Source organism: Desertimonas flava, assembly GCF_003426815.1.
In the GTDB taxonomy this organism is placed as follows: domain Bacteria; phylum Actinomycetota; class Acidimicrobiia; order Acidimicrobiales; family Ilumatobacteraceae; genus Desertimonas; species Desertimonas flava.
In genome coordinates, this window is record NZ_QKYK01000029.1 from 49346 (window position 1) to 71325 (window position 21980).

A 21980-nucleotide genomic window follows, 5' to 3' on the forward strand; every position below is an offset into this window, starting at 1 on the left:
AAACCGGAGGGTAGATACCGGACGCTTCGGTGGGGTATTTACCCTCCCGTCAGCCGACGCCGGCCGACCGCAGCGCTGTCAACCAGCGCTGTGGGTCCCGCACCTGCACCGCGAGCTGATCGACGCCGTCGGGGGTCATCCACGACAAGCGCAGCACCGGGCTACCGACCGACTTACCGAGATGCGAGGTGGTCGTGTCGGCCGACGTGATCGTCGTGAACGGCATGTCGACCACGGAGTGTGGAACCCACTGCACGAAGATCACCCGATCGTGGCAGAGCGCGAGGGTGCCAGTGCCTCGGACCTGACGCTTGCCCCGCGACGATACTCCGAGCGAGCGCGCCGGCTCCGCCGTGACGACCTTGTGACCCGCCAGGGAGTCGACGGCGCGCCGCTGGGCTCCGCCGACCATGCGGCGCAAGCCGAGTACGCCGACGACCAGCACGATGGCCAGCAGCACGACGATGACGAGGACGATGATCATTCGTCGCTGAGTACGACGCCGCGTTGCGAGGTGATCCGCGTGTACACCTTAGGTCGCCGGTACCGATCGAAGTCGAACAGCGTCCCGGTGTAGCGCTTGCACCAGTCGAGGTCGCACGAGGCCACGACCAGCTCGTCGCCAGCCGTGTAGGCCTGGGCGACGATCTGCCCCGACGGGGCGACGATCATGCTCTGCGCCAGCGAGTCGACGCCGGCCTCCACCCCGCCCTTCGCCACACCGACCACCCAGGCACCGTTCTGGTAGGCGCCGGCCTGCATCACGAGGGCGTTGTGGAATCCCTGCAGGACGTCCTGGCTCGGGTCGGGCACGTAGTGCAGCGGCGTGTTGTATCCGCACAGGATCAGCTCGACGCCCTGGAGCCCCATCACGCGGTAGGACTCCGGCCAGCGGCGGTCGTTGCAGATCATCATGCCGACGCGTCCGCCGAACGCCGGCCAGACACCGAAGCCGTCCGGGCCCGGCTCGAAGTAGTAGCGCTCGGCGTGCTGGAACGGCCGATCGGGTTCGTGGTGCTCGTGACCGGGGATGTGCACCTTGCGGTACCGGGCCACCACCGACCCGTCGCGCTCGACGAGGATCTGCGTGTTGAACCGGTGCACGGTGCCGTCGGCATCCGGAGGCGTGAGCTCGGCGTAGCCCAGACAGAACCCGACGCCGAGGCGGGCGGCCTCGTCGAACAGCGGCTTCGTGTCCGGCCCGGGCATCTCGGTCTCGTACCAGTGATCGGCCTCGGCGATGTCGTCCACGAACCAGCGTGGGAAGAACGTCGTGAGGGCGAGCTCGGGGAAGACGACGGCGTCGCAGCCCCGCGCTGCGCCATCGCGCAGCAACACCAGTAGGCGCTCGACGACCTCGGCCCGTGTGTGCTCGGCCTCGATCGGTCCGAGTTGGGCAGCTCCGACGACGACCGTACGCACGACGCCGAGCGTATCCGGACGGCAGATCTCGACCCCGACCTGGCCCCGCCCTCAGCCGGCTTCGCTCGCGGACACCGCCGGGGATGGCGGTCGGGTCACGACAGATCGCCCGTTAGGGTCGGGCCGCGTGCTCGACGTCGACGACCTGCAACGCGCGTACGGAGAGGTGCGAGCCCTCGACGGCATGACGTTCTCGGTGCGTCCCGGCGCCGTCACCGGCTTCCTCGGCCCGAACGGCGCCGGGAAGACCACCACGATGCGCGCCATCTTCGGACTCACGTCGCTCGACGGCGGCGAGGTGCGGTGGGACGGACGAGTCCCCGACGCCGACGCGCGACGGCGGTTCGGCTACCTGCCCGAGGAGCGCGGGCTCTACGCCGACATGCGGATCGGCGACCAACTCGTCTACCTCGGCCGCCTTCATGGCCTCAGCGTCGCCGACGCCCGCAGCCGGACCGTCTCGTGGCTCGAACGGCTCGGACTCGGCGACCGCGTCGACAGCAAGCTCGAAGACCTCTCCCTCGGCAACCAGCAGCGAGTGCAGCTGATCGGCGCGCTCGTGCACGAGCCCGAGCTGCTGGTCCTCGACGAGCCGTTCTCGGGGCTCGATCCGGTCGCCGTCGACGCCCTGTCGAACGTCCTCGTGAGCGAAGCCCGCCGGGGCACCACCGTGTTGTTCTCGTCGCACCAACTCGACCTCGTCGAGCATCTCTGCGAGGAGGCGATCATCGTCGATCACGGCCGCACGGTGGCGAGCGGTCCGCTCGACGACCTCACGGCCGGCGCCGAGCCGGTGCTCGCTGTCGAGGTCCCCAGCGATCCCGACGGAGCGTGGGCGTCGACGCTCGACCCCACCGACTACCGCGTGCTCGGTGTCGCCAACGGCACCGTGCGGCTGTCCGTCGCCGACGGTGCCGGCAGCGTGGTCGAGCGCGCACAACCGGCGCTCGACAGGGCTCGCGCCGCCGGTCCCGTCAGCCACTTCGGCGTCGAACGGCGCACGCTGGCCGAGACGTTCCTCGCCCTCGTCGGACGGCCGGTCGACCAGGCCGACGAAGCGGCCGGAGCGACGACGGAGCAGGCGGTGCTGTCATGACCCTCGGCGACACTCCGATGGTGCTCGTGGCGAAGCGTGAGATCACCGAGGCCTTCCGCGCCCGCTCGACGCGGATCCTGCTCGCCATCTCGGCGGTGGCGGTCGCGGCGATCGTCGTGATCGCCCACTTCGCCGCAGGCGACGACGACACACCGACGACCGACCTCGCGGTGGTGGGTGAGCCGACGGCCGCCGAGGCCGGCGCCTACGAGGCGCTCGGTGACGCCCTCGGCACGAATCTCGTGGTGACCCCCTACGCGGACGACGCCGCCGCCCGCGAGGCGGTCAGCGACGGTGCCGACCTGGCGATCCTCGACGACGGGGCCACGTTGTTGACCGAGGATCCGGTCGACCTCACGTCCAACGATTCGACGCTGGCGACCGTCATCAACGTGCTGCGGTCGGACCTCGCCCTGTCCATCGGGCTGGCCGACGCCGGCCTCGACGCCGCCGACATCGCCGCGGTCCGCAGCACCCCGCTCCCCGACGTCGAGAGCGTCAATCCCGAGGACCCGAACGAGACCAACTCCGGACGGATCGGGCTCGCCGTCGTCACCAACGTCCTGCTGTTCCTGCTGCTCCAGACGTACGGCGGCTGGATCCTCCAGGGCGTCACCCGCGAGAAGTCCACGCGCGTCGTCGAGGTGCTGCTGTCGGCGATCCGCCCGCGCCAGCTTCTCATCGGCAAGGTCATCGGCATCGGCGTCGTGGCGCTGGCCAACGCCGCCGTCCTCATCGCCGTCGCCCTGTTCACGTCGCGCGTCGTCGGTCTCGACGTCCTCGCCGGCTTCAACGTGGGCGACATCGCCATGGGCGGCGTGTGGTTCATCGCCGGCTACGCCCTCTACTGCAGCGCCTTCGCCGCCGCTGGGGCCCTCTGCAACCGACCCGAGGACGCCCAGGGCGCGGCGATGCCGATCATGCTGCCGATGCTCGCCGGCTACATCGTCGGCTTCACTGCGTTCGGCGGCGCCACGCCGCTGCTCTGGGTGCTCGCCTTCTTCCCGCCGACGGCGGTGCTGGCGATGCCCGTCCTCTACGCCCTCGGTGACGTCCCGGTCGCCGGCATGCTCCTCAGCCTGGCGATGACGCTGGCTGCGGCGTGGCTGATCGCCCAGCTGGCCGCCAAGATCTACGAGCGGTCGATCCTGCGCACCGGCAAGCGGCTGTCGTGGAAGGACGCCCTGCGCCGCACGGCGCACTGACGGCCCCGACACCGGCCGTCGCCGTTCGATCAGGTCCCCGACGCGACCGGCAGCCGCAGGCGGACCACGGCGCCGCCCGCCGCCCCGTTGGCCGCCTCGGCACGGCCCTTGTGCGCCTCCACCAGCGACCGGGCGATGGCCAGGCCGAGTCCGGACGAGCCCCTCGAGTCGCCCCGCCGGAACCGCTCGAACACCTCCGGCAGCAGCTCGGCGGGAAAGCCGGGACCGTCGTCGGCGACCTCGACGACGGCGTCCTTGCCCTCGACGCGCGCCGTCACCGTGACGTTCCTCGCCCGCGACGCGGCGTTGCGCACGATGTTCTCGACGGCGTGATGAAGCAGGGCGTAGTCGGCATCGACGGTGATCGAGCGGGCCGTGTCGGCGACGATGTCGCACCCTTCCACCCGCACGCCGGCGACCACCTCCTCGACGAGCAGGTCGAGACGCAACGGCGCCAACCGCGGCGCGAACTGACCGGAATCGATGCGGGCGAGCTCGAGCAGCTCACTCACCGCGGCACCGGCGGACTCTGCGGCGCTGTCGATCTCCCGCAACGACTCCATGTAGGCATTGGCTTCACGCGGTCTGGACAACGCCTGCGACGCCGACGCCCGGATGACGGCGAGCGGTGTGCGCAATTGGTGGGCAGCGTCGGCGATGAAGTCGCGTTGACGGGCGTTGGCCGCCCGCACCGGCGAGAGCGCCCGGCCCGACACGAACCAGCCGACCACGGCGATGCCGACCACCGCTCCCGCCCCGGCCAGCCAGAGCCGCAGGCGTAGGGATGACGAGCGATCGCGGTAGTACTCCAGGTCGATCAGCGTCACCGCCGCCTCCGTGGCGGACACCTTCTCGCCGTACGCGAGGTATGCCGTGCCGTCCTGGGAGAACTCCGTCCACGCCTGCTCGTAGTCGACGGCGTCGCGACCCACCGACTCGAGCGGCGGCTCCACCCAGACATCGCCCAGCGGGTACGACGACGCATCGCCCGACTCGGGATCGACCGACACCATCCAGAAGTTGTCCGGCGTCGGATCCTCGCCGAGGTTCCAGGCGCGCACCGTGTCGGCGACGGCCTGCCCGCCCTCGCGGACCGCGCCGTCCTCGATCGGCTCGGTGCCGACGCGGATGCCGACGACGACGAGCGCCGCGACGGCGATCGCCGAGAGCAGGGTGTACAGCAACGTCAACCGCAACCGGACGGAACGCAGGTTCACTGCGCGCTCGCCCGCATCCGGTACCCGACGCCGCGCACCGTCTCGATCATCTCGGGAGCGCCGAGCTTGCGGCGGAGGTTGCCGACGTGCACGTCGACGACGTTCGACAGACCGTCGTAGTCGCCGTCCCACACATGGTCGATCAAGTCGCTGCGACTCACCACGGTGCTGACACGGCGGGCGAGGTAGTCGAGCAGCGAGAACTCCCGTGCCGTGAGCGGGAGGCGCCGCCCGCCACGGGTGGCGACGTGCTCGGCGGGATCGACGCGCAGGTCGCCGACCTCGATGACCGGACCGTGGGCGAGCGGGGGCCGCCGCAACAGCGCCCGCACCCTCGCTGTGAGCTCGGGAAAGTGGAACGGCTTGGTGAGGTAGTCGTCGGCGCCGAGGTCGAGGCTGCGCACCTTCTCCCCGACTTCGTCCCGTGCCGTGAGGACGAGCACCGGCGTCGCCATGCCGGCGCTTCGCATCCAGCGACAGACGTCGGCACCATCTCCGTCGGGCAGGCCGAGATCGAGCACGACGATGTCGTACGGCGTCGAGGCGAGCGCGTGCGTCGCGTCGACGACCGACACGGCGAGATCGACGGCATGACCCTCGTCCACGAGCCCGCGCACGACCACGGTCCCGAGAGCCCGGTCGTCCTCGACCACCAGCACGCGCACTGCGCCATCCTCGCAGGCCCGACGTGAAGACGCGATGAAGGCCGACGACGGCCGTTCACGATCGCTTCATCCTCGTGTCGCCATGGTGATCCCATGGCTCCGGACCGCCCCGACGCTCCCGCGATCGCCCATCTGCTCCGTCGCACGGGGTTCGGCCCGGCGCCGGGCGAGGTCGAGTCGTACGGCTCGTTCGACGAGGCCCTCGAGTCGGTGCTCGCCGGGGCCACCGACGACCGCGCCGAGATGCCCGACCCGGTCGACGACGACACCGACGCTGCGGTGGTGTGGTGGCTGCGCCGACTCCGGCGCAGCCCGAATCCGCTGCACGACAAGCTCGTGCTGTTCTGGCACGGTCATCTCACGTCGTCGGCCGACAAGGCGAGCGCCGACATGATGGCCCGCCAGCACAACCTCCTGCGCCGCCACGCCACGGGAAACGTCCGCGAACTGCTCCACGCCATCGTCCGCGACGCAGCGATGCTGATCTTCCTCGACGGCGCCGGCTCGCAGGCCGACGCCCCCAACGAGAACCTGGCACGCGAGTTCATGGAGCTCTTCGCCCTCGGCCGCGGCAACTACACCGAAGCCGACGTCCGCGCCGGAGCCAGGGCGCTGGCCGGGTTCACCGTCGACTGGGAGTCCGAGGCAGTCGGCTTCGACGAAGAAGCAGCCGCACGCGGCCGCCTGACCGTGCTCGGCGTCACCGACTCGTTCGACGCCGACCGGTTCGTCGACGTCGTCTGCGAGCAGCCGGCGTGTGCGGCGTTCATCGCGACCAAGCTCCACCGCTTCCTCGCCGGCTCCGACCCGAGCGAGGCACGACGCGACGAATTGGCCGCGGTGTTGCGCGATCACGACTTCACCGTCATGCCCCTCGTCGAAGCGATCCTGCGCCACGACGAGTTCGCCGCCAACCGGCTGAACCGGCCGCGCTTCCCCATCGAGTGGTTCCTCGCCGCGCACCACGCGATGGGCACCGACGTCGATGCCGACTCGATCTGGACCCTCGCCGACATGGGCCAGATGCCCCTGTACCCACCGAACGTCGCCGGGTGGCCCGTCGGTCCGCAATGGATCGGGACCGGCCGGCAGCTGCTGAAGACCTCCTTGGCGATCGACGCCGCGTCGGGCGAGTCGTCGATCTTCGTCGACTTCGGCGAGAGCCCCGCCGAGCGGGCAACGGGCGCGCTCCGCCACTGCGGTCTGTTCGAGGCGTCGGTCGCCACGACCAGCGCCCTCGAGGCGGCGGCGCGCCAGGTCGCGTCCGTCGACGGCGGGGACCTCCTGCTGCTCGCCCTCACCCTGGCGAGCCCCGAAGCCGCGTGCGCCTGACCCGATCCGAAGACGATCCGATGACGATCCGAAGAAGGGACGCTCGATGCCCCAGCTGATCAGCCGCCGCGACTTCCTCGCCCTCGCCGGGCTCGGCGCCGGAGCCGTGGCGACAGGGACCGTCGCGCACCGACCCGCCGCGACCGCGGCCACGAAGACCGTCGGAGGCCGAGCAGCACTGCTTCCCGTGAGCGACCACGCCGCGCGCCTGCTCGTCGTGATCGAGATGGCCGGTGGCAACGACGGCCTGTCGATGGCCCCGCCGGCCGACGCTGCTCGGCTGACCGATCTCCGCGGCGACGGATTCGACGAGGCGGCGCTGCTCCGGCCGGGCAACGACGTCGTCCTCCACCCGGCGTTCGAGCGTCTGCAGCGCCGGCCCGTCACGATCGTCGATGGGCTCGGCACCCCGTCGCCCGACGGCTCGCACTTCGAGATGCTGCGACGGTGGTGGACCGGTGACCCCGACGGCACCGTCCACCCCACCACCGGCTTCCTCGGCCGCCTTTGCGACGCCCTCGATGTTGGCGCGCCGGTCACGGGTCTGTCGATCGGAAGTGGCGCCTCACCGATGCTGATGGCCGCTCGGGCCGGCACGCTCGGGCTCCCGGACCCCGGCTGGCTCTGGTGGCTCGCGCCGGACGAGGAACCCGACGACCCGTGGCTGGCGGCCTTTCGCTCCGGGCTCGTCGCTCTGGGGCAGGATCGGGGGCCGACCGACGGCACGGAGACCGTGGCCCTCGCCAGACGGGCGATCGCCGGCGGCCTCCGCGCCGGTGAGATGCTGCATGGCCTCGGCGACTCCCCCGAGTATCCCGGCACGGACCTCGGCTGGAAGCTCGCCCTCACCGCGCAGGCGCTCGACGCCGATGTCGGTGTCCGGGTCGTCCACGTGCCGATGGACGGCGATTTCGACACCCACGAGGACCACTTCTCGCGCCACGGCTCGCTGATGGCCGAGCTCGACGAGGCCCTCGACACCTTCCTCGACGACCTGGCGGAGCGCGGCATCGCCGATCGGGTGCTCGTCGCGACCGTCAGCGAGTTCGGGCGCCGGCCGGAGCTCAACGGCAGCGGCGGACTCGACCACGGCACGGCATCGACGGCACTCATCGCCGGACCTGTCCCACTCGGCCGGCTCGGCGATCCGGTCGATCTCTCCCGCGTCGACGAGGACGACAACTTCATCGCCACCACGACGATGGACCAGTACTACGCCACGCTCGCCGAGTCCTGGTTCGGCGTTCCCGCCTCGGACGTCCTCGCCGGATCCGTGCAGCCGTTCGCCCTGACCTGACCGTCTCCCGCTCCCGGTGGCCCGACGTGGGACCCCGTCCCACCGGGCCCGTGGCGCGCCACTTGGACGAGCCGACGCCCCGTCCCGTCGACGAGCCAGCCGAGGCCCCGACGCGCCGGAATCGGCAGTCGCCTCGGCATGTGCTCGCCGAGCAGTTCGGCGTCGGTGTCCGCGCCACCCGCCATCACGATGCCGATACGGCTGCGGCGGACGATCGACGTCCAGTGCCCGTACATCGAGCGCAGCGCGTCGGGCCGCGCCGCGGCCATCACCACGACCAACGGATGGCGGGCGCTGACGAGATCGAGCAGGTCGTGCTCGGCGTCGTCGACTCGTTCCGCGTCGTCGACGACGAGGGCGATGCGTTCCACACCGGTCGTCGCAGCCACACGTGCCGACAGCGTTGCGGCATCGACGATCTCGACGGCGCCGCCGGTCGCGAGCGCCCACGTCACCAGTGGGGACGTGGGCCGCGGCGAGTGGACGATCACCCGACCGTCCCGATGCGCGTCCCGCCAGGCCGATGCCAGTGTGACCAATGCCGTGCTGCGCCCGCTCCGCGCCGGCCCGACGACCAGGGCGTGCTCGCCGTCGGGGATCTCCATGGCGGTCGGCCGCATCGTCGCGAACTCGAGGCCGGTGACGAGCGACGTGCTGCCCGACGGACTCGCAGCCGAGTGCGGGAGATCGGCGACCGCCACGTCGTCGGGCAACGTGGCGATCGGCTCGGGCGCGGCGGAAGCGAGATCCCAGTCGGATCGATCGGGCGCGGCGCTTGGGATCGGGAGCACCGCCAGTTGCGCCTCGAGCTTCGACGACGTCACGACGATGCGGCCGGGGATCGCGGGCGGCACGTGCGGCGGTCGCACCCCGACCGCCGCGCCGTCGGCGGGATCGTCGAGGTGGAACAGCCAACGCTGCCCGAACGCGGCCAGCACCGACATCGAGACGGCGCCACCGCGCTCGAGCGTGGCCACGCAGTGCACCCCGACCGCCACGCCGTCGTTGAGGATCCGGACGAGGGTGGCATGCTCGTCGGCGTCGCCCGGCGCCGACACGGCGTCGAGCAGCCCGGGCAGGCCGTCGATCGCCAGGACGATCGGTGGCACCGCCGTGGAGGCGGCGGCATCGGACTGGCGCCGCGCCACCTCGCCGCCCACCAGGCGGAGCACCCGAGCACGACGTTCCGCGTCGTACCGGCCCACCACGCCGCCGCAGCCGGGCAGACCCGCCAGTTCCTCGAGTCGGCCGTCGCCGCGTGCGTCCAGCACGTACACGTGGTGGTCGGCGCGTGCGGCGGCGAGCACGGTGCGCAGCGCCGTGGTCGTGCCCGAACCGAACGAGCCGATGAGGGCGAGGTTGCCGCCCGCCGGCTCCCAGCGCAGGGCGAGGCGACGCTGCGCGGCGGGATCGTCGATCACCCCGACCACGCGCGGGGTCGTGCCGTCCGGCTGGTCGACGCCGAGCAGGGCGGCGATCGCCCCCGGCGACACCGACTCGGGGAGGGCCTCGAGCCACGGACGGAACGGCGGTGAGATCTCGCACAGCGACGCCGCCTGCCGGATCGTGCGGGTGAGCACGGTGAGTTCGCTCGGCGCAGCATCCTCGACTGCCTCCGCGACTGCCTGCTGGGCAGTCGTGCCGACGACGGCGATCGCGGCCCCCGAGGCGGCCCGGTACGGCGACAGCGACGTGGCCGCCTGGAAGACGATCGTCTCCGCGGGTCCGAGGCGCATCATCGCTCGGCCCGGGGTTCCTCGCGGAAAGCTCGCCGGCGTGCTGTCGCCGACGATGTCGTTGGCGTCGGAGCGGTCGTTGAGCCGCAGCGCGATGCGCAGATTGGTGTTGGCCCTGATGTCGTCGCTGACGATGCCGGCCGGGCGCTGGGTGGCCAGCACGAGGTGGATCCCCAGGCTGCGGCCGCGCTGGGCGACGCCGACGAGTGCCGACACGAACCCGGGCAGCTCCGTCTTCAGGGCGGCGAACTCGTCGATCACCACGACGAGCCGGGGCAGCGACGGCGGGCTCGCTCCGTCGCTGTACCCAGGATGAGCTCGTCCCGCGGCAGCGTCGCGGAGTGTCCGGTAGGCGTCGAGATCGTCGGCCGCGACGGCGCGGAGGAGGCGCTCACGGCGACGGATCTCGGCCTCGAGGCTGGACAGGGCCCGAGCGGCCAGGTGCTCGTCGAGATCGGTGACCAGGCCCACCGTGTGCGGAAGGTCGGCGCAGGCGTCGAACGTCGAGCCGCCCTTGTAGTCGACGAGGACGAACGTCAGCTCCTCGGGGCTGCTGCGGGCCGCCATCGACACGACGAGGGTTCGCAGCAGCTCACTCTTTCCCGAACCGGTGGTGCCGGCGACGAGGGCGTGCGGTCCGTCGCGGACGAGGTCGACCTCGACGACGCCGTCGGCGGTCGCGCCGATCAGCGCCGTCGGGTGGCCTGTCCGTCCGTGTCGGGGGACGCCGTCCCCGGGTCGCCACGCCGCGGCCAGGGCGATCGGATCGTCGATCGCCACGCCGTCCACCGCCCGCGTCAACGCACCGAGCCCGATGGACGACGGCACGGCTCCGGACGCCTCGGTCGGGTCCTCGGGGTCGTGGACCGAGGCGAGCCGGCGGGCGACGTGCTCGGCCGTACTCAGGGTGAGACCGGCCGCGTGCACCGCGTCGGTCGCCGTGGCATCCGACGTGTCCGGACACCACCGCCCGACGCAGCGCGACCCGATGTCGAGCACGCTCCGGCACATGGACGGCACCGCGACATCGTGACGGACGACGGTGAGCACGGCAACGGAGGCGGCACTCCCGAGGTAGCGGCGAAGGGCGCCGGTGCGGTTCGCCAACAGGTCGGCGCGGTCGGTCACCACGACGACGTGCCTCGTGTCGCCGTCGTCGATGCGGCGCAGCGCGGCGTCCACAGCGGTGACATCCGTCGGATCGACGAGACCGGACCGGCCCGACGGTTGGGGATGCACGGCATGAGGAAGCCATGACGTCCATCCCCAGCTGTCGGGCCGGTCCGACAGCACGATCAGACGCCAGTCAGCCGGACCGGTGTGAGCGGCGAGCTGGACGACGAGCGAGCGGGCGACGCCGTCGGCCTGATCACCGACCAGGGCCACGGCCGCACCCGGGCCGAGATCGAGGCGGACGGGCGCGTCGGCGAACCGCGCCGCCCCGTCGACGATGGCCGCCAGATCGGCCGACTCGGCGGCCCCGTCGATGACGGGGGTCCAACGGACGGTGCCCCACCCGAGCGTGACCCCGAAGGCATCGTCGTGGTCGGCGCGCCGTTCCCACAGCGCCCCCTGGGCCCCGACGGCCGCCGCGACAGCCTCGTTCGCCAGCGGCGAGACGGCGCGGTGATACGCGGCTCGCTCCGAGCGTTGCGCGGCGATGTCGGCGACGAACCGCTCACGCTCCTGTCGCGACGTCACCCGGTGCCGGCGCTCCTCCTTGCGGCGGGCGAGGCGACCGGACAGGCGGGTGCCGAGCGCCACGAGCAGTCCGACGGCGCTGAAGAGCAGGAACAACGGATTGCGCATCACCAGGGCGATCACCACCCCGCCGAGCACCGACAGCAGGGCGGCGAGCACACCGCCGGGCACACCGGCCGGCGAGTGCGTCGCGGCGGGCGCGATCACCGCGTTCGGGTTCCAGGTCGGCAGGGAGCGTGGGGAGCGGTGGATGCTGCGCCGCCACGGATCGTTGTCGCGGCGGGTCAGCACCGCGGCGCGCGGCCGGCCATCGCCGTGGAACGCGAAGCGCAGCCGGCTCGCACCGATCAGCACCACGGCGTCGGTCTCGATCCACCGGCACGGCACGCGACCGGCGACCTGAGTGAGCGAGATCCGGCCGTCGGCGGTGACATCGACCACGGCGTGGTGGAGCTCGACCGTGGCATCGTCGAGCCTGACTCGCGCGCCGGCGGCCCGGCCGATGACGTGGCGGCCGGGAGGCAGCGCCAACCGCTGTCCCGAATCGGGACCGGCCTCCACGGTCACGACCACCGAGGAGCGCTCAGGATCGGCGCTCTCGGAGTCGGAGTCGGCGTTGTCGGCGGCCTCGTTGTCAGCGGCCGGGTTGTCGTCATGGGCGCCGCACCCGCGCGCCGCGGCAGGACCGAGCGCGCGAGCGCCGTCGAACGCGGTGACCCTGCTTCCCTGGATGACGCCGGCTCGCGTCACGGGGAGCGACCGGTCCACGACGCGTCCGTCGACGAGCACGGTGCTGCGCCGACCGATCCCGACGGCGTCGGCGAGATCACCGACCGTCGCCACTCCCGCGGAAGGATCGACGACCAACGTGACCCGCCGGCCGCGCGGGCCGCTGATCGACAGGGGCGGCAACACGACCGGAGCGCCGGAGGAGGAGCAGGACGAGGCGGAGGCGACGGAGGCGGGAGGGGAGTCCACGCCCTCCCGGAGCGCGGCGGCGTGACCGAAACGGACAGGATTTCTCGCCGGGCCGCAGAAATTCCGGTGATCAGCGAGCGAAGCGGGCCGGCCGCTTGGCGAGGAAGGCGGCGATCCCCTCCTGGGCGTCCGGTGTCACGGCGGCTTCCGACATGACGGCGACGGCGAACTCGTAGGCGAGATCCTGGGTCATGTCGACCTGGCGGTAGAACGCCGCCTTGCCGCGCGCCTTGGAGTCGCGCGATCCGCGGGTGGCCCGGCGCATCAGGTCGGCCACCGCCTCATCGAGCTCGTCGTCGGGAACCGCCCGGTTGATGAGACCCCACTCCGCGGCCGTGGCGGCGTCGATGGCGTCACCGGTGAACGCCATCTCGAGCGCCCGCTTGCGGCCGATGTTGCGCGCGACGGCGACGAGCGGTGTGTGGCAGAAGAGGCCGCCCTTGCCTCCCGGGATCGCGAATCCGGCCGACTCGGCGGCGACGGCGAGGTCGCAGCTGGCGACGAGCTGGCATCCGGCGGCGGTGGCGAGCGCGTGCACCTTGGCGCACACCGGCTGCGGCACCGACTGCACGGCCTGCATCATCGCCGTGCAGATCTCGAAGACCCGGGTGACGTCCTCCAGCGAGGCCCCGGCCATGTCGCCGAAGTTGTGCCCCGCCGAGAACACCGGGCCGGAGGCCGCGATGACGATGCCCAGCGCATCGCTGTGCCCGGCGGCGACCAGGGCCGCGGTGAGCTCCTCCATGACGTCGACGGCGAGGGCGTTGCGCTTCTCGGGCCGGTCGAGTGTGAGCGAGACGATGTCACCGTCGCGCTCGGACCGCACGGCCGGACGATGCTCGATGGCGGTCATGCCGGCGCGATCTGGATGCTCGAGTCGGCACTGAGGGGTGTCGTCACGCCGTTGGAGGTGGTCACGCCGTCGACGGTCTGGGTGATCGCGCCGCTGACGAGGAGCACGTTGTCGAGCGACCCCTGCAGGGTGCCCTGACCGGAGATCGTCGCGTCGATCTGACCGTGCAACGGGTCGGCGATGCTGAAGTCCTGGGCGAAGGAGACCTCGATCGTGAACGTGCGTCCCTCGACGGCCACGAGTCGACATTGGTAGACGACGTCGACACTGATCCCGCTGGTGTCGGAGGCGGTCCCGCTGCTGGACCACGACGCGCCGACGGCGACGGGCTCGCTGGGGTAGCCGACGGTGGTCACGGCCATCAGGCGCATCAGGCGCCGCCCGCCGTCGCTCTGCTCGTCCGACACCGCGTTCTCGGCGACGCCGGGACCGAGGGGCGCGCCCGTGGCGTCGAACTGCTGGAGCACCGACATGCTCCGCACCGACTCGAGCACGCTCACGTCGAAGCCGGGGGGCGCCTGGCCCACGGCGATGTCTTCCATCACCGATCGCGTGGAGTATGCACCGGTGTTCGCGTCGACGCCGGTGACCTCGCGAGACACACCGAGGTCGACCGACAGCGGGCCGGCGGTGGTCGATCCGACGATCTCGGAGTCGACCATCACGGCGAGCCGGGCGGTCTGCCCCACGGCCGGGGCCGCCGGCAACTGGATGGTCGCCGAGTCGACGTGGCGGGCGGGATCGGGGGCGGCTGCGGCCGTGGCGAGCGCGGGGCCGGCGACGACGGCGAACGTCGCCACAAGCGTCACCCCGATCCCTCGTCGTCTCACGTCCAGTGCACCATCGATCTCGTCCGGCGTTCGACCATAGTCACGCCCGCGGCCACGCCTGGCGACGCTGCGCAATTCGTCCCGAGGTTGGAACATGATCGCAACATCAGGTTCAGGCCGATCCTCGCGACGACGGCGACGACCGTTCGTCCTCTCAGCCGCCGATCGGCCTGCTCACGGTCGCCGCGGTGTACTCGGTGACCACGGTCAGATCGTCGGTCAGCGCGCCGCCGGACCCTCCCTCCGTGGTCACGGTGGTGCGGTCGGCCACGCGGTAGGTGCTGTCGAGGCGGCGCGCCAGCGATCCGTCGTAGTCACCATGGCCCTCCGTCACCACTCGAGCCCGCGTCCCGTCCTGGAGGCTCGTCGTGTCGAACCGATAGTCGAACTCGACGCGGAAGCGATCGCCGGCGACCGACACCAGCCGGCAGTCGTAGGAATAGGTGCCAGAGAAATCCTCCAGCTCGATGGTCCACCGGGCGCCCTGGCCGACCGGTTCCATCGGCACCAGCGCCATCAGCGGCGTCGGCAGTCCGGCCCGGAGCGACAGCGCGGTCTCGGTGAGGCGGCCGCTGTCGACGAGGTCGGAGCGGATGACGACACCATCGGGGCCGACCACGCTGTCCCAGCCCATACCGACCAGCTCGCGAAAGTCGAGACCGAGGATCAGCTCGGCAGCCCCCTCGACCTCGGCGCTGTCGACGCGGGACCGGGCGACGAACTCCCCGTCCGCCTGCACCTCCAACACGACCAGCGTCTGTTGAGAATCGAGGGTGGCGGTGAACTCCCCCACCACCTCCCCGGTGGCATCGTCGACGGCCGAGCTGGCGAACGTCTCGGCCGACACGATCTCGGCGGTCGCGCCGGCCACCGGCGACGGGAGGAGGTCGGCCCGGTTCGTCGGGTCCCCGGCGTCGATGATCACGAGGCCACCGTCGTCGGGTGCGCCGGCGCCGCTCGGCGACGGCACGGCGACGACGCCGATCGTCAGCGACACGCACAGACCCCAGCGCCGCCAGCGCGGTCGCGCTGCGGATCCCCTGACCGTCGTCGGCATCACCATCGTCGCCTCCCCCGTCGCGTCGTTCGAGCCGCCGACCCGCCGCCGTCAGCCCATCCGGCCGCCATAAGCTACAGCACCCATGATCTTCGGCGACGAGCACGAGCAGGTCGTGTTCGCCCAGGACCCCACGTGCGGATTGCGCACCGTGGTGGCCGTGTACTCCACGGCCCTCGGCCCGGCATTGGGCGGCACCCGCTTCTACCCGTACCCGGACGAGACGACAGCCGTCGCCGACGTGCTCGCCCTGTCCAAGGCGATGGCGTACAAGAACGCCATGGCCGGACTCCCCCACGGTGGCGGCAAGGCGGTCATCGTGGGCGACCCGGCGACCGACAAGACCCCCGACCTGCTCCGTGCTTATGGGCGGGTCGTCGAGTCGCTCGGCGGCCGCTACGTGACCGCGTGCGACGTGGGCATGTACGTCGCCGACATGGACGTCGTGGCCGAGACGAGCCAGTACGTCACCGGGCGGAGCGAGGCGGCGGGTGGAGCGGGTGACTCCAGCGTCCTGACGGCATACGGCCTCCACCGGGCCATGCTCGCCGCAGCCCAGTTCTGCTGGGGGGCCGACGGTCTCGCCGGACGGAGGGTCGGCGTGGTGGGGGTGGGCAAGGTCGGACGCCACCTGGTCGACCTCCTGGTCGCCGGCGGTGCCGAGGTGGTGGCCACCGACGTGGCGTCGAGCGCCCGCGAGAGCGTTGCCGGGCGACATCCGCGAGTGGAGTGGCTCGACGACGCCGAGGCGGTGATGACGGCCGACGTCGACATCGTGGCGCCGTGCGCGCTCGGCGGGGCGATCCACGCCGGCAACATCGACCGGATCGTCGCCCCGGTCGTGTGCGGGGCGGCGAACAACCAACTTGCCGACGACGGGCTCGCCGAACGCCTGGCCGCGCGCGGCGTCACGTACTGCCCCGACTACGTCGTCAACGCGGGCGGCGTGATCCAGGTCGCCGACGAGCGCAACGGATTCCAGTTCGCTCGTGCCGAGGCCAAGACCGCTGTCATCTACGATACGACACTCGAGGTGCTCAGCACTGCCCGCGCCGAGGGCATCACGCCGCTCGCCGCCGCCGATCGCATCGCCGAAGCCCGCATGCGTGCGGCGCGCCGGCGCTGATCGCTACGGTCCCCGGGCCGGTCTCGTGCGAGACTCGCCCGATGTTCCGTCACGTCGCGATGTTCCGCTGGAAGCCCGAGACGTCCACCGATGCGGTGGCCGACATCGTCGAGCAGCTCAACGGCCTGCCCGCCGAGATCCCGCAGCTCCGTGCCTACCACTTCGGCACGGATGCCGGGATCAACGAGGGGAACCACGACTTCGTCGTCGTCGCCGACTTCGACTCGGCGGATGATTACGTCGCCTACCGGGACAACGAGAAGCACCGCGCGATCTCGAGCGCCTTCATCGCACCGCACGCCGCCGAGCGGGCGGCCGTGCAGTACGGATTCTGACCATCCGGAGCGGGGGGACTCTCCGGCGGCCGAGCCGTCCCGGCGTCAGGCGACGGGACGGACGAGGTCGGGCGACCGCTCGACCCGGCTCAGTGCAGCCGACACCACGGCGAACGCACGGAACCGTGCGACATCCGGCGCCGTGGTGTCGGCCAGCACGTCCGCAGCGGCGCCGCCGACACCCGAAGAACGGGCGTCGCGCACCATGCGGCGGATCGTGAGCTCGTGACCGCCGAACCCGCCCGCGACGAGCTCGGCGCCCAACTCGATGAGTTCCTGCGTGTCCATGTGAATCACGATACGGAAGGTCATGGTTCACGTAAATCGATGATTGATGATGGAGTCGATCAGCTCCGCTAATCAAGGACTGATACGCTCGCGTCATGCTCGAATCGGTCAACGCGGGCGTGTCGTTGGGGGCCTTCTCCAACGTCGAGCTGCGCCACCTGTCCGCCCTCGACGCCGTCGCCCGGGAAGGGACCTTCGGCCGGGCCGCCGAACGGCTCGGCTACACCCAGTCGGCGGTCAGTCAGCAGATCAGCGCGCTCGAGAAGGCCATCGGTGGGTCCGTCTTCGACCGTCCCGGCGGTCCCCGCCCCGTCCGCCTCACCCCGCTCGGCAAGCTCGTGCTGAGCCACGCCCGCGACATCCTCGCCCGCGCCAGCCTGACCGCCGAGGCGATCGAACGGTTCATGTCGGGCGAGGCCGGACGGGTCGACATCGGCACGTTCCAGAGCGTGTCGGCCGTGCTCTTGCCGGCGATCGTGCAGCGCCTCCGCGACGACTACCCCACCGCCGACATCCGCCTCTTCGAGGACGAGACGACGACGATGCCGAGGCTGCTCGCCAACGAGCTCGATGCCGTCTTCACCGTCACGCCCACGCGCAGCGACGTCGAGCTCGTCAAGCTGCTCGACGACCCGTACCTGCTCATCGCCCGTCGAGGCGAGTTCCCCAAGGGGCCGGTGCGGATCGAGGATCTCGACGGTCTGCAGATGGTGGCGTATCCGCCCACGTGCGACCTCAACCACATCGAGTCCGGGCTGCAGTCGTTCGGCGTCCGTCCGGTCAACGTGTTCCAGTCGTCCGACAACGGCACCGTGCTCGCCATGGTGCGCGCCGGCATGGGCCCGGCCATCACCACGCTGCTCTGCGTCGACATCGAGCCCGACGACCCGCTGCTCGAGATGCACGCCCTCGAGCCGGCGCTGCCGCCCCGGGAGATCTCGCTCGCCTGGCTGCCCAACCGCACCCTGTCGCCCATCGCCGAACGCTTCATCGCCCTGTCGATTGAGGTCACCGCCGAGCTCGCTCCTCGCGAAGCCGAGTACTTCAGCCTCGCCAGCTGAGCCCCGAAACGCTCACCCACCCGAGCCCGGTGGGTCATATTTCGCTGCACGGCCGACGCGCCGTGGTTACCGTCCGCGGTCATGAGTCCCCACCCCCGACACCATCGCGTCGCGGCCCGCACCATGGTCGCCATCGGCGCCGTCGCGCTCGTCGCCGCGGGCGGTGCCGCCACCGCCGGCGCATCCACTCCCCCGGAGCCGGCACCCGATGCCACGGCGACCACGCCGTTCGCCGGTCACGGTCAAGTCGTCGCCCAGGCTGCGGTCGCCCTCGCCGGCGCCTCGCACTGGACGGTCACCCCGACGGCGCTGGCCCCCAACGCACCCACACCTGCGGCCCCCGCCTCGTCCTTCATCGCCGTCATCACAGGTGCCGCGATCCCCACTGCCGAAGACGGCACGGCGCTCGCCCGCGTCGGCGCCGGCGAGGCCGCCCACGTCGCCACCGGCACGTCGTTGGTCGCTGCCGACGGCGCACCCGCCGAGCTGCTGCGACTCGAACTGGCCGCCGGCGACGGCGACTCGCCGAGCTCGACGATCGGCCCGCCGCCCGGTCTGTACGACGTCGACCTGGTCCGCGACATCCTGGCACCGGGCGAGTCGATGCCGATCCCCGACAGCCCCGCCGCTCCGGCTCTGGTCGTCGCCGTGTCGGGCAGCGTCACCGTGGCGGGCGCCCCGTCGGGATCGGTCGACGTGGCCGATGGCCAGTCGGCCACCCTCGACGGCAGCCTCACCGTGGTCAACGCCGGCACCAGCCCGGCCGTCGTGCTCGCCGGGATCATCGGTTCGCTCGTGCAGGCCACGCCGCAGACCGACCAGCCGACGACCACGACCGGTCCCGGCGGCAACGACACCAACCCGCAGCCGACCACTCCGTCGGCACCGGACGCCGACAACGACGGCCTGAGCGACGAGGACGAGGCAGCGGCGCAGACCGATCTGCAGAATCCCGACAGCGACGGCGACGGCCTCACCGACGGCGAGGAAGTGCACACCTACGGCACCGACCCGCTCTCGAGCCGCACCGACAGCGACCACCTCGAAGACGGGCTCGAGATCGAGCGGGGCACCAACCCCCTCGATCCCGACACCGACGACGACGGTTGCCAGGACAGCAGCGACGACAATCCCCTCGTCGGCGACGGCGACTGCGACGGTGACACGTTGTCGTTCGACCAGGAGCGCCAGCTCGGCACCGACCCGGCCAACCCCGACACCGACGGCGACGGCATCGACGACGACATGGACCCGCAGCCGCTGTCAGCAGGCGGAGGCGGTGGTGGCGGTGGCCCCGAGGTCACCGAGGCGATCGCCCCGGACGGCACCGACGCCTGATCGCAGGGTCCGGGTGCGTGAGTGCGGCATGCGCACCCGGACGCCGGCGACGGTGGTCCACAGGCGCTCATGAGTCCACCGTCCGAACCGGCGACGTTCGACCACGAGAGTCTCGACGGAGCCCGATTCGTCGACACCGGGCTGCGCGGCGCGCGCTTCGTCCGCAGCAGCCTGGCGGGAGCGGTCATGCGCGGGGTGGACGCGTCCGGCGTCGACATCGATGATCCGTGGCTCATCGAGAGCGGCGAGCCCCTGCTCGTGAACGGGGTCGACGTCACGTCGTTCGTCGACGCGGAACTCGACAGACGGTTCCCCGGACGGGCCGACCGTCGCGCCGGTGACCCCGCCTCGTTGCGGACGGCGTGGACGGCTGTCGAGCAGACCTGGCAGTCCACCGTCGCGCGGGTCTCGTCCATGCCACCCGACACCGCAGACATCTCGGTCGACGGCGAGTGGTCGTTCGCCGAGACGATTCGGCACCTGGTCATGGCCACCGACATGTGGTTGGGCCGGGCGATCCTCGAGCTCGACAATCCGTACCATCCGATCGGCAAGCCCAACGCCGAGTACGAATCCGACGGCCACGACGCCTCGGTGTTCGCCAGCGGCACACCCCCGTACCCCGACGTGCTCGACGTTCGGGCCGAGCGCATGACGATGGTGCGTGACTTCATCGCCGGCGCCACGCCCGACCTGCTCGCCGAAACCCGCCGGAACCCGTGGGCGCCCGAGCACGCCGAAACGGTGTTGAGCTGCCTGCACACCATCCTCGAGGAGGAGTGGGAGCACCACCGGTACGCGGTGCGTGACCTCGACGCGATCGCTCAACGATCTGCGTAGCGCACCTTCAGCACAGCGCGGACGACGCGACGCGGGCGTCCGTTCACGCTGGGGGAATGAGCAGCACCACACTCGCGACCGACGCCGTTGAACGCACCGTCGAACAGACCACCGCGACCACTCGGACCCCGACAGCCCGCCGCCGGCTCTCGCGTCGAGCGCGCCACGTCGTCCTCATCGCCCACGTCGTGGCGAGCGTGGCGTGGATCGGCGTCAACCTGGCGATGCTCGCCCTCGTCGTCACTGGACTCACGTCGTCTGACGGTCAAGTGGTCGCCGTCGCCCAGCAAGCGGTGACCATCATCGTCCCGCCGGTCGTGCCGGCCTTGGCGATCATCACCGTCGCTTCCGGGGTCGTCCTCGGACTCGGCACCCGGTGGGGCCTGGTGCGCCACCGGTGGGTGCTGGCCAAGCTGGTGATGAGCGTCATCATGCTGGCGCTGGTGTTCGTCGCTCTTCTGCCCGGCGCGCTCGGCGCGGACACGCCCGACCCCTCGCTGAGCGCCGATGCCCTGCGGGCCGAGACCGATCTCGGCCAGATGATCTTCCCGCCCGTCGTGTCGAGCGTCGCCCTGCTCGTCGCCACCGTCCTCTCGGTCACCAAGCCCGGCGGCTCCGAAGCGGTGACCGCACGGCGATCAACGCGAGCGCGCTGACCCGTCACGAGATGATCAACGCGCCGGCGAGGAGGGCAGTGGGGATGAAGGTCCCCGAGAGGGCCGAGACTTGAGATGACGCCGCAGCAGCTCCGACGCGCAACCGCCGCCCGGGCTTTGCCGGGCGGCGGTTGCTGCCGAATCACTCGCCGCAGGCGAGCGAGGAGCGAAGCGACGAAGCGAGCCGAGGACGAAAGTCCTACGACGCTTGGATCTTGATCTCGATGTCGACGCCGGCCGGCAGCTCGATGCGCTGCAGGCTGTCGATCGTCTTGTTGTTGGGGTTGACGATGTCGATGAGGCGCTTGTGGATGCGCATCTCGAAGTGCTCGCGGGAGTCCTTGTCGATGTGCGGACCGCGGACGACCGTGTAGCGATGCTTCGCCGTCGGCAGCGGGATCGGACCACGAATCGTCGCGTCGGTACGGGTGACCGTCTCGACGATCTTCTTCGTCGACTGGTCGATGATGTCGTGATCGAACGCCTTGAGGCGGATGCGGATGGATTGAGCCATTGAGGATTCCTACGTCTTCTTCTTCGTCTTCGGGGGTTCACGGGGGCGGAGCCCCCGTGGGTGTCACTTGAGGATCTTGGTGACGCGGCCGGCGCCGACGGTGCGGCCACCCTCACGGATGGCGAAACGCAAGCCCTCGTCCATGGCGATCGGCTTACCCAGCTCGACCGTCATCGTCACGTTGTCACCAGGCATCACCATCTCGGTGCCCTCCGGCAACTCGATCGTGCCCGTCACATCCGTCGTGCGGAAGAAGAACTGCGGCCGATAATTGTTGAAGAACGGCTTGTGACGCCCACCCTCCGACGACGTCAGCACATACACCTGACCCTCGAAGTTCGTGTGCGGCGTGATGCTGCCGGGCTTGCACAACACCTGCCCACGCTCCACATCCTCCTTCTTCGTGCCACGAAGAAGCGCACCGATGTTGTCA

The 21980-nt window shown here is 71.2% G+C and carries 22 protein-coding genes; 11 read left to right on the plus strand and 11 right to left on the minus strand.

The window, feature by feature from the left end; translation table 11 throughout:
- Window positions 1–49: 49 nt before the first annotated feature.
- Both DN771_RS23515 and DN771_RS23520 read right to left on the minus strand, forming a co-directional pair.
- Window positions 50–484: a hypothetical protein gene (locus tag DN771_RS23515; RefSeq protein WP_117000016.1), complete on the minus strand. Its 435-nt coding sequence runs from the start codon at window positions 482–484 to the stop codon at window positions 50–52.
- Window positions 481–1422, minus strand: coding sequence for an N-carbamoyl-D-amino-acid hydrolase (locus tag DN771_RS23520; RefSeq protein ID WP_117000017.1), 942 nt, complete (start codon window positions 1420–1422; stop codon window positions 481–483). The genes DN771_RS23515 and DN771_RS23520 overlap by 4 nt, the downstream gene beginning before the upstream one ends.
- A 127-nt stretch (window positions 1423–1549) precedes the next feature.
- Between DN771_RS23520 and DN771_RS23525 the strand changes: the two genes are divergently transcribed.
- Window positions 1550–2518, plus strand: a complete 969-nt coding sequence (locus DN771_RS23525; RefSeq protein ID WP_205528741.1) for an ABC transporter ATP-binding protein — start codon at window positions 1550–1552, stop codon at window positions 2516–2518.
- Window positions 2515–3723 (plus strand): ABC transporter permease, encoded by a 1209-nt coding sequence (locus DN771_RS23530; protein ID WP_117000018.1) that lies wholly within the window; start codon window positions 2515–2517, stop codon window positions 3721–3723. Before DN771_RS23525 ends, DN771_RS23530 begins: the two co-directional genes overlap by 4 nt.
- Window positions 3724–3752: 29 nt before the next feature.
- Here DN771_RS23530 and DN771_RS23535 read toward each other — a convergent pair whose 3' ends face one another.
- Window positions 3753–4940, minus strand: coding sequence for a sensor histidine kinase (locus DN771_RS23535; protein WP_117000019.1), 1188 nt, complete (start codon window positions 4938–4940; stop codon window positions 3753–3755).
- On the minus strand, window positions 4937–5605 hold the full coding sequence (locus DN771_RS23540) for a response regulator transcription factor (protein WP_117000020.1): 669 nt from the start codon (window positions 5603–5605) through the stop codon (window positions 4937–4939). The genes DN771_RS23535 and DN771_RS23540 overlap by 4 nt, the downstream gene beginning before the upstream one ends.
- 93 nt (window positions 5606–5698) lie before the next feature.
- Between DN771_RS23540 and DN771_RS23545 the strand changes: the two genes are divergently transcribed.
- Both DN771_RS23545 and DN771_RS23550 read left to right on the plus strand, forming a co-directional pair.
- On the plus strand, window positions 5699–6937 hold the full coding sequence (locus DN771_RS23545) for a DUF1800 domain-containing protein (protein WP_117000021.1): 1239 nt from the start codon (window positions 5699–5701) through the stop codon (window positions 6935–6937).
- 46 nt (window positions 6938–6983) lie between these two features.
- A complete protein-coding gene (locus tag DN771_RS23550) occupies window positions 6984–8234 on the plus strand; it encodes a DUF1501 domain-containing protein (protein ID WP_117000035.1) in 1251 nt (416 codons plus the stop codon).
- Here the strand turns inward: DN771_RS23550 and DN771_RS23555 are convergent.
- Entirely contained in the window at window positions 8150–12514 is a 4365-nt protein-coding gene (locus DN771_RS23555) for an FtsK/SpoIIIE domain-containing protein (RefSeq protein ID WP_117000022.1), read from the minus strand. The genes DN771_RS23550 and DN771_RS23555 overlap by 85 nt on opposite strands.
- Before the next feature lie 25 nt (window positions 12515–12539).
- Between DN771_RS23555 and DN771_RS30740 the strand changes: the two genes are divergently transcribed.
- Window positions 12540–12674, plus strand: a complete 135-nt coding sequence (locus DN771_RS30740; RefSeq protein ID WP_276113991.1) for a hypothetical protein — start codon at window positions 12540–12542, stop codon at window positions 12672–12674.
- Between the two features lie 45 nt (window positions 12675–12719).
- On the opposite strand, the gene DN771_RS23560 is transcribed toward DN771_RS30740, so the two are convergent.
- The 3 genes from DN771_RS23560 to DN771_RS23570 all read right to left on the minus strand — a co-directional run bounded on the left by DN771_RS23560 (window position 12720) and on the right by DN771_RS23570 (window position 15329).
- On the minus strand, window positions 12720–13502 hold the full coding sequence (locus DN771_RS23560) for an enoyl-CoA hydratase-related protein (protein WP_117000023.1): 783 nt from the start codon (window positions 13500–13502) through the stop codon (window positions 12720–12722).
- The gene (locus tag DN771_RS23565) at window positions 13499–14332 is read right to left on the minus strand and encodes a hypothetical protein (protein ID WP_162942331.1); all 834 of its coding nucleotides are present in this window, start codon (window positions 14330–14332) and stop codon (window positions 13499–13501) included. The genes DN771_RS23560 and DN771_RS23565 overlap by 4 nt, the downstream gene beginning before the upstream one ends.
- A 154-nt stretch (window positions 14333–14486) precedes the next feature.
- Window positions 14487–15329 (minus strand): hypothetical protein, encoded by an 843-nt coding sequence (locus DN771_RS23570; protein ID WP_162942332.1) that lies wholly within the window; start codon window positions 15327–15329, stop codon window positions 14487–14489.
- A gap of 145 nt (window positions 15330–15474) precedes the next feature.
- On the opposite strand from DN771_RS23570, the gene DN771_RS23575 reads away from it, so the two are divergent.
- Window positions 15475–16515, plus strand: coding sequence for a Glu/Leu/Phe/Val dehydrogenase dimerization domain-containing protein (locus DN771_RS23575; protein ID WP_117000026.1), 1041 nt, complete (start codon window positions 15475–15477; stop codon window positions 16513–16515).
- 41 nt (window positions 16516–16556) lie between these two features.
- Window positions 16557–16850: a Dabb family protein gene (locus DN771_RS23580; protein WP_117000027.1), complete on the plus strand. Its 294-nt coding sequence runs from the start codon at window positions 16557–16559 to the stop codon at window positions 16848–16850.
- A gap of 45 nt (window positions 16851–16895) precedes the next feature.
- Here the strand turns inward: DN771_RS23580 and DN771_RS23585 are convergent, their stop codons facing one another.
- The gene (locus DN771_RS23585; RefSeq protein WP_162942333.1) at window positions 16896–17138 is read right to left on the minus strand and encodes a hypothetical protein; all 243 of its coding nucleotides are present in this window, start codon (window positions 17136–17138) and stop codon (window positions 16896–16898) included.
- Between the two features lie 95 nt (window positions 17139–17233).
- Here DN771_RS23585 and DN771_RS23590 point away from each other — a divergent pair, with 95 nt between their 5' ends.
- From DN771_RS23590 to DN771_RS23605, 4 genes are all read left to right on the plus strand, one after another.
- Window positions 17234–18199 carry a LysR family transcriptional regulator gene (locus DN771_RS23590; protein WP_117000029.1) on the plus strand — a complete coding sequence of 322 codons (966 nt, stop codon included), beginning with the start codon at window positions 17234–17236 and terminating at the stop codon, window positions 18197–18199.
- 81 nt (window positions 18200–18280) lie between these two features.
- Complete coding sequence (locus DN771_RS23595) at window positions 18281–19537, plus strand: hypothetical protein (RefSeq protein WP_162942334.1); 1257 nt, start codon at window positions 18281–18283, stop codon at window positions 19535–19537.
- Window positions 19538–19606: 69 nt separating this feature from the next.
- The gene (locus DN771_RS23600; RefSeq protein WP_117000036.1) at window positions 19607–20377 is read left to right on the plus strand and encodes a DinB family protein; all 771 of its coding nucleotides are present in this window, start codon (window positions 19607–19609) and stop codon (window positions 20375–20377) included.
- 56 nt (window positions 20378–20433) lie between these two features.
- Window positions 20434–21033: a hypothetical protein gene (locus DN771_RS23605; protein ID WP_205528742.1), complete on the plus strand. Its 600-nt coding sequence runs from the start codon at window positions 20434–20436 to the stop codon at window positions 21031–21033.
- A gap of 199 nt (window positions 21034–21232) precedes the next feature.
- Here DN771_RS23605 and rpsJ read toward each other — a convergent pair whose 3' ends face one another.
- Entirely contained in the window at window positions 21233–21547 is a 315-nt protein-coding gene (gene rpsJ / locus DN771_RS23610) for a 30S ribosomal protein S10 (RefSeq protein WP_117000031.1), read from the minus strand.
- 63 nt (window positions 21548–21610) lie between these two features.
- Window positions 21611–21980, minus strand: a 370-nt coding sequence (locus DN771_RS23615) for an EF-Tu C-terminal domain-related protein (RefSeq protein WP_476700379.1), incomplete at its 5' end; no start/stop codon positions are given.

Bases quoted from the DNA above. Each gene is read 5' to 3' on its own strand.
- DN771_RS23545 (WP_117000021.1), top strand. From the start codon at position 5,699: ATGGCTCCGGACCGCCCCGACGCTCCCGCGATCGCCCATCTGCTCCGT.
- DN771_RS23605 (WP_205528742.1), top strand. From the start codon at position 20,434: ATGAGCAGCACCACACTCGCGACCGACGCCGTTGAACGCACCGTCGAA.
- DN771_RS23560 (WP_117000023.1), bottom strand. From the start codon at position 13,502: ATGACCGCCATCGAGCATCGTCCGGCCGTGCGGTCCGAGCGCGACGGT.
- DN771_RS23530 (WP_117000018.1), top strand. From the start codon at position 2,515: ATGACCCTCGGCGACACTCCGATGGTGCTCGTGGCGAAGCGTGAGATC.
- DN771_RS23590 (WP_117000029.1), top strand. From the start codon at position 17,234: ATGCTCGAATCGGTCAACGCGGGCGTGTCGTTGGGGGCCTTCTCCAAC.
- DN771_RS23550 (WP_117000035.1), top strand. From the start codon at position 6,984: ATGCCCCAGCTGATCAGCCGCCGCGACTTCCTCGCCCTCGCCGGGCTC.
- DN771_RS23585 (WP_162942333.1), bottom strand. From the start codon at position 17,138: ATGGACACGCAGGAACTCATCGAGTTGGGCGCCGAGCTCGTCGCGGGC.
- DN771_RS23575 (WP_117000026.1), top strand. From the start codon at position 15,475: ATGATCTTCGGCGACGAGCACGAGCAGGTCGTGTTCGCCCAGGACCCC.
- rpsJ (WP_117000031.1), bottom strand. From the start codon at position 21,547: ATGGCTCAATCCATCCGCATCCGCCTCAAGGCGTTCGATCACGACATC.
- DN771_RS23600 (WP_117000036.1), top strand. From the start codon at position 19,607: ATGAGTCCACCGTCCGAACCGGCGACGTTCGACCACGAGAGTCTCGAC.
- DN771_RS23580 (WP_117000027.1), top strand. From the start codon at position 16,557: ATGTTCCGTCACGTCGCGATGTTCCGCTGGAAGCCCGAGACGTCCACC.
- DN771_RS23515 (WP_117000016.1), bottom strand. From the start codon at position 484: ATGATCATCGTCCTCGTCATCGTCGTGCTGCTGGCCATCGTGCTGGTC.
- DN771_RS23595 (WP_162942334.1), top strand. From the start codon at position 18,281: ATGAGTCCCCACCCCCGACACCATCGCGTCGCGGCCCGCACCATGGTC.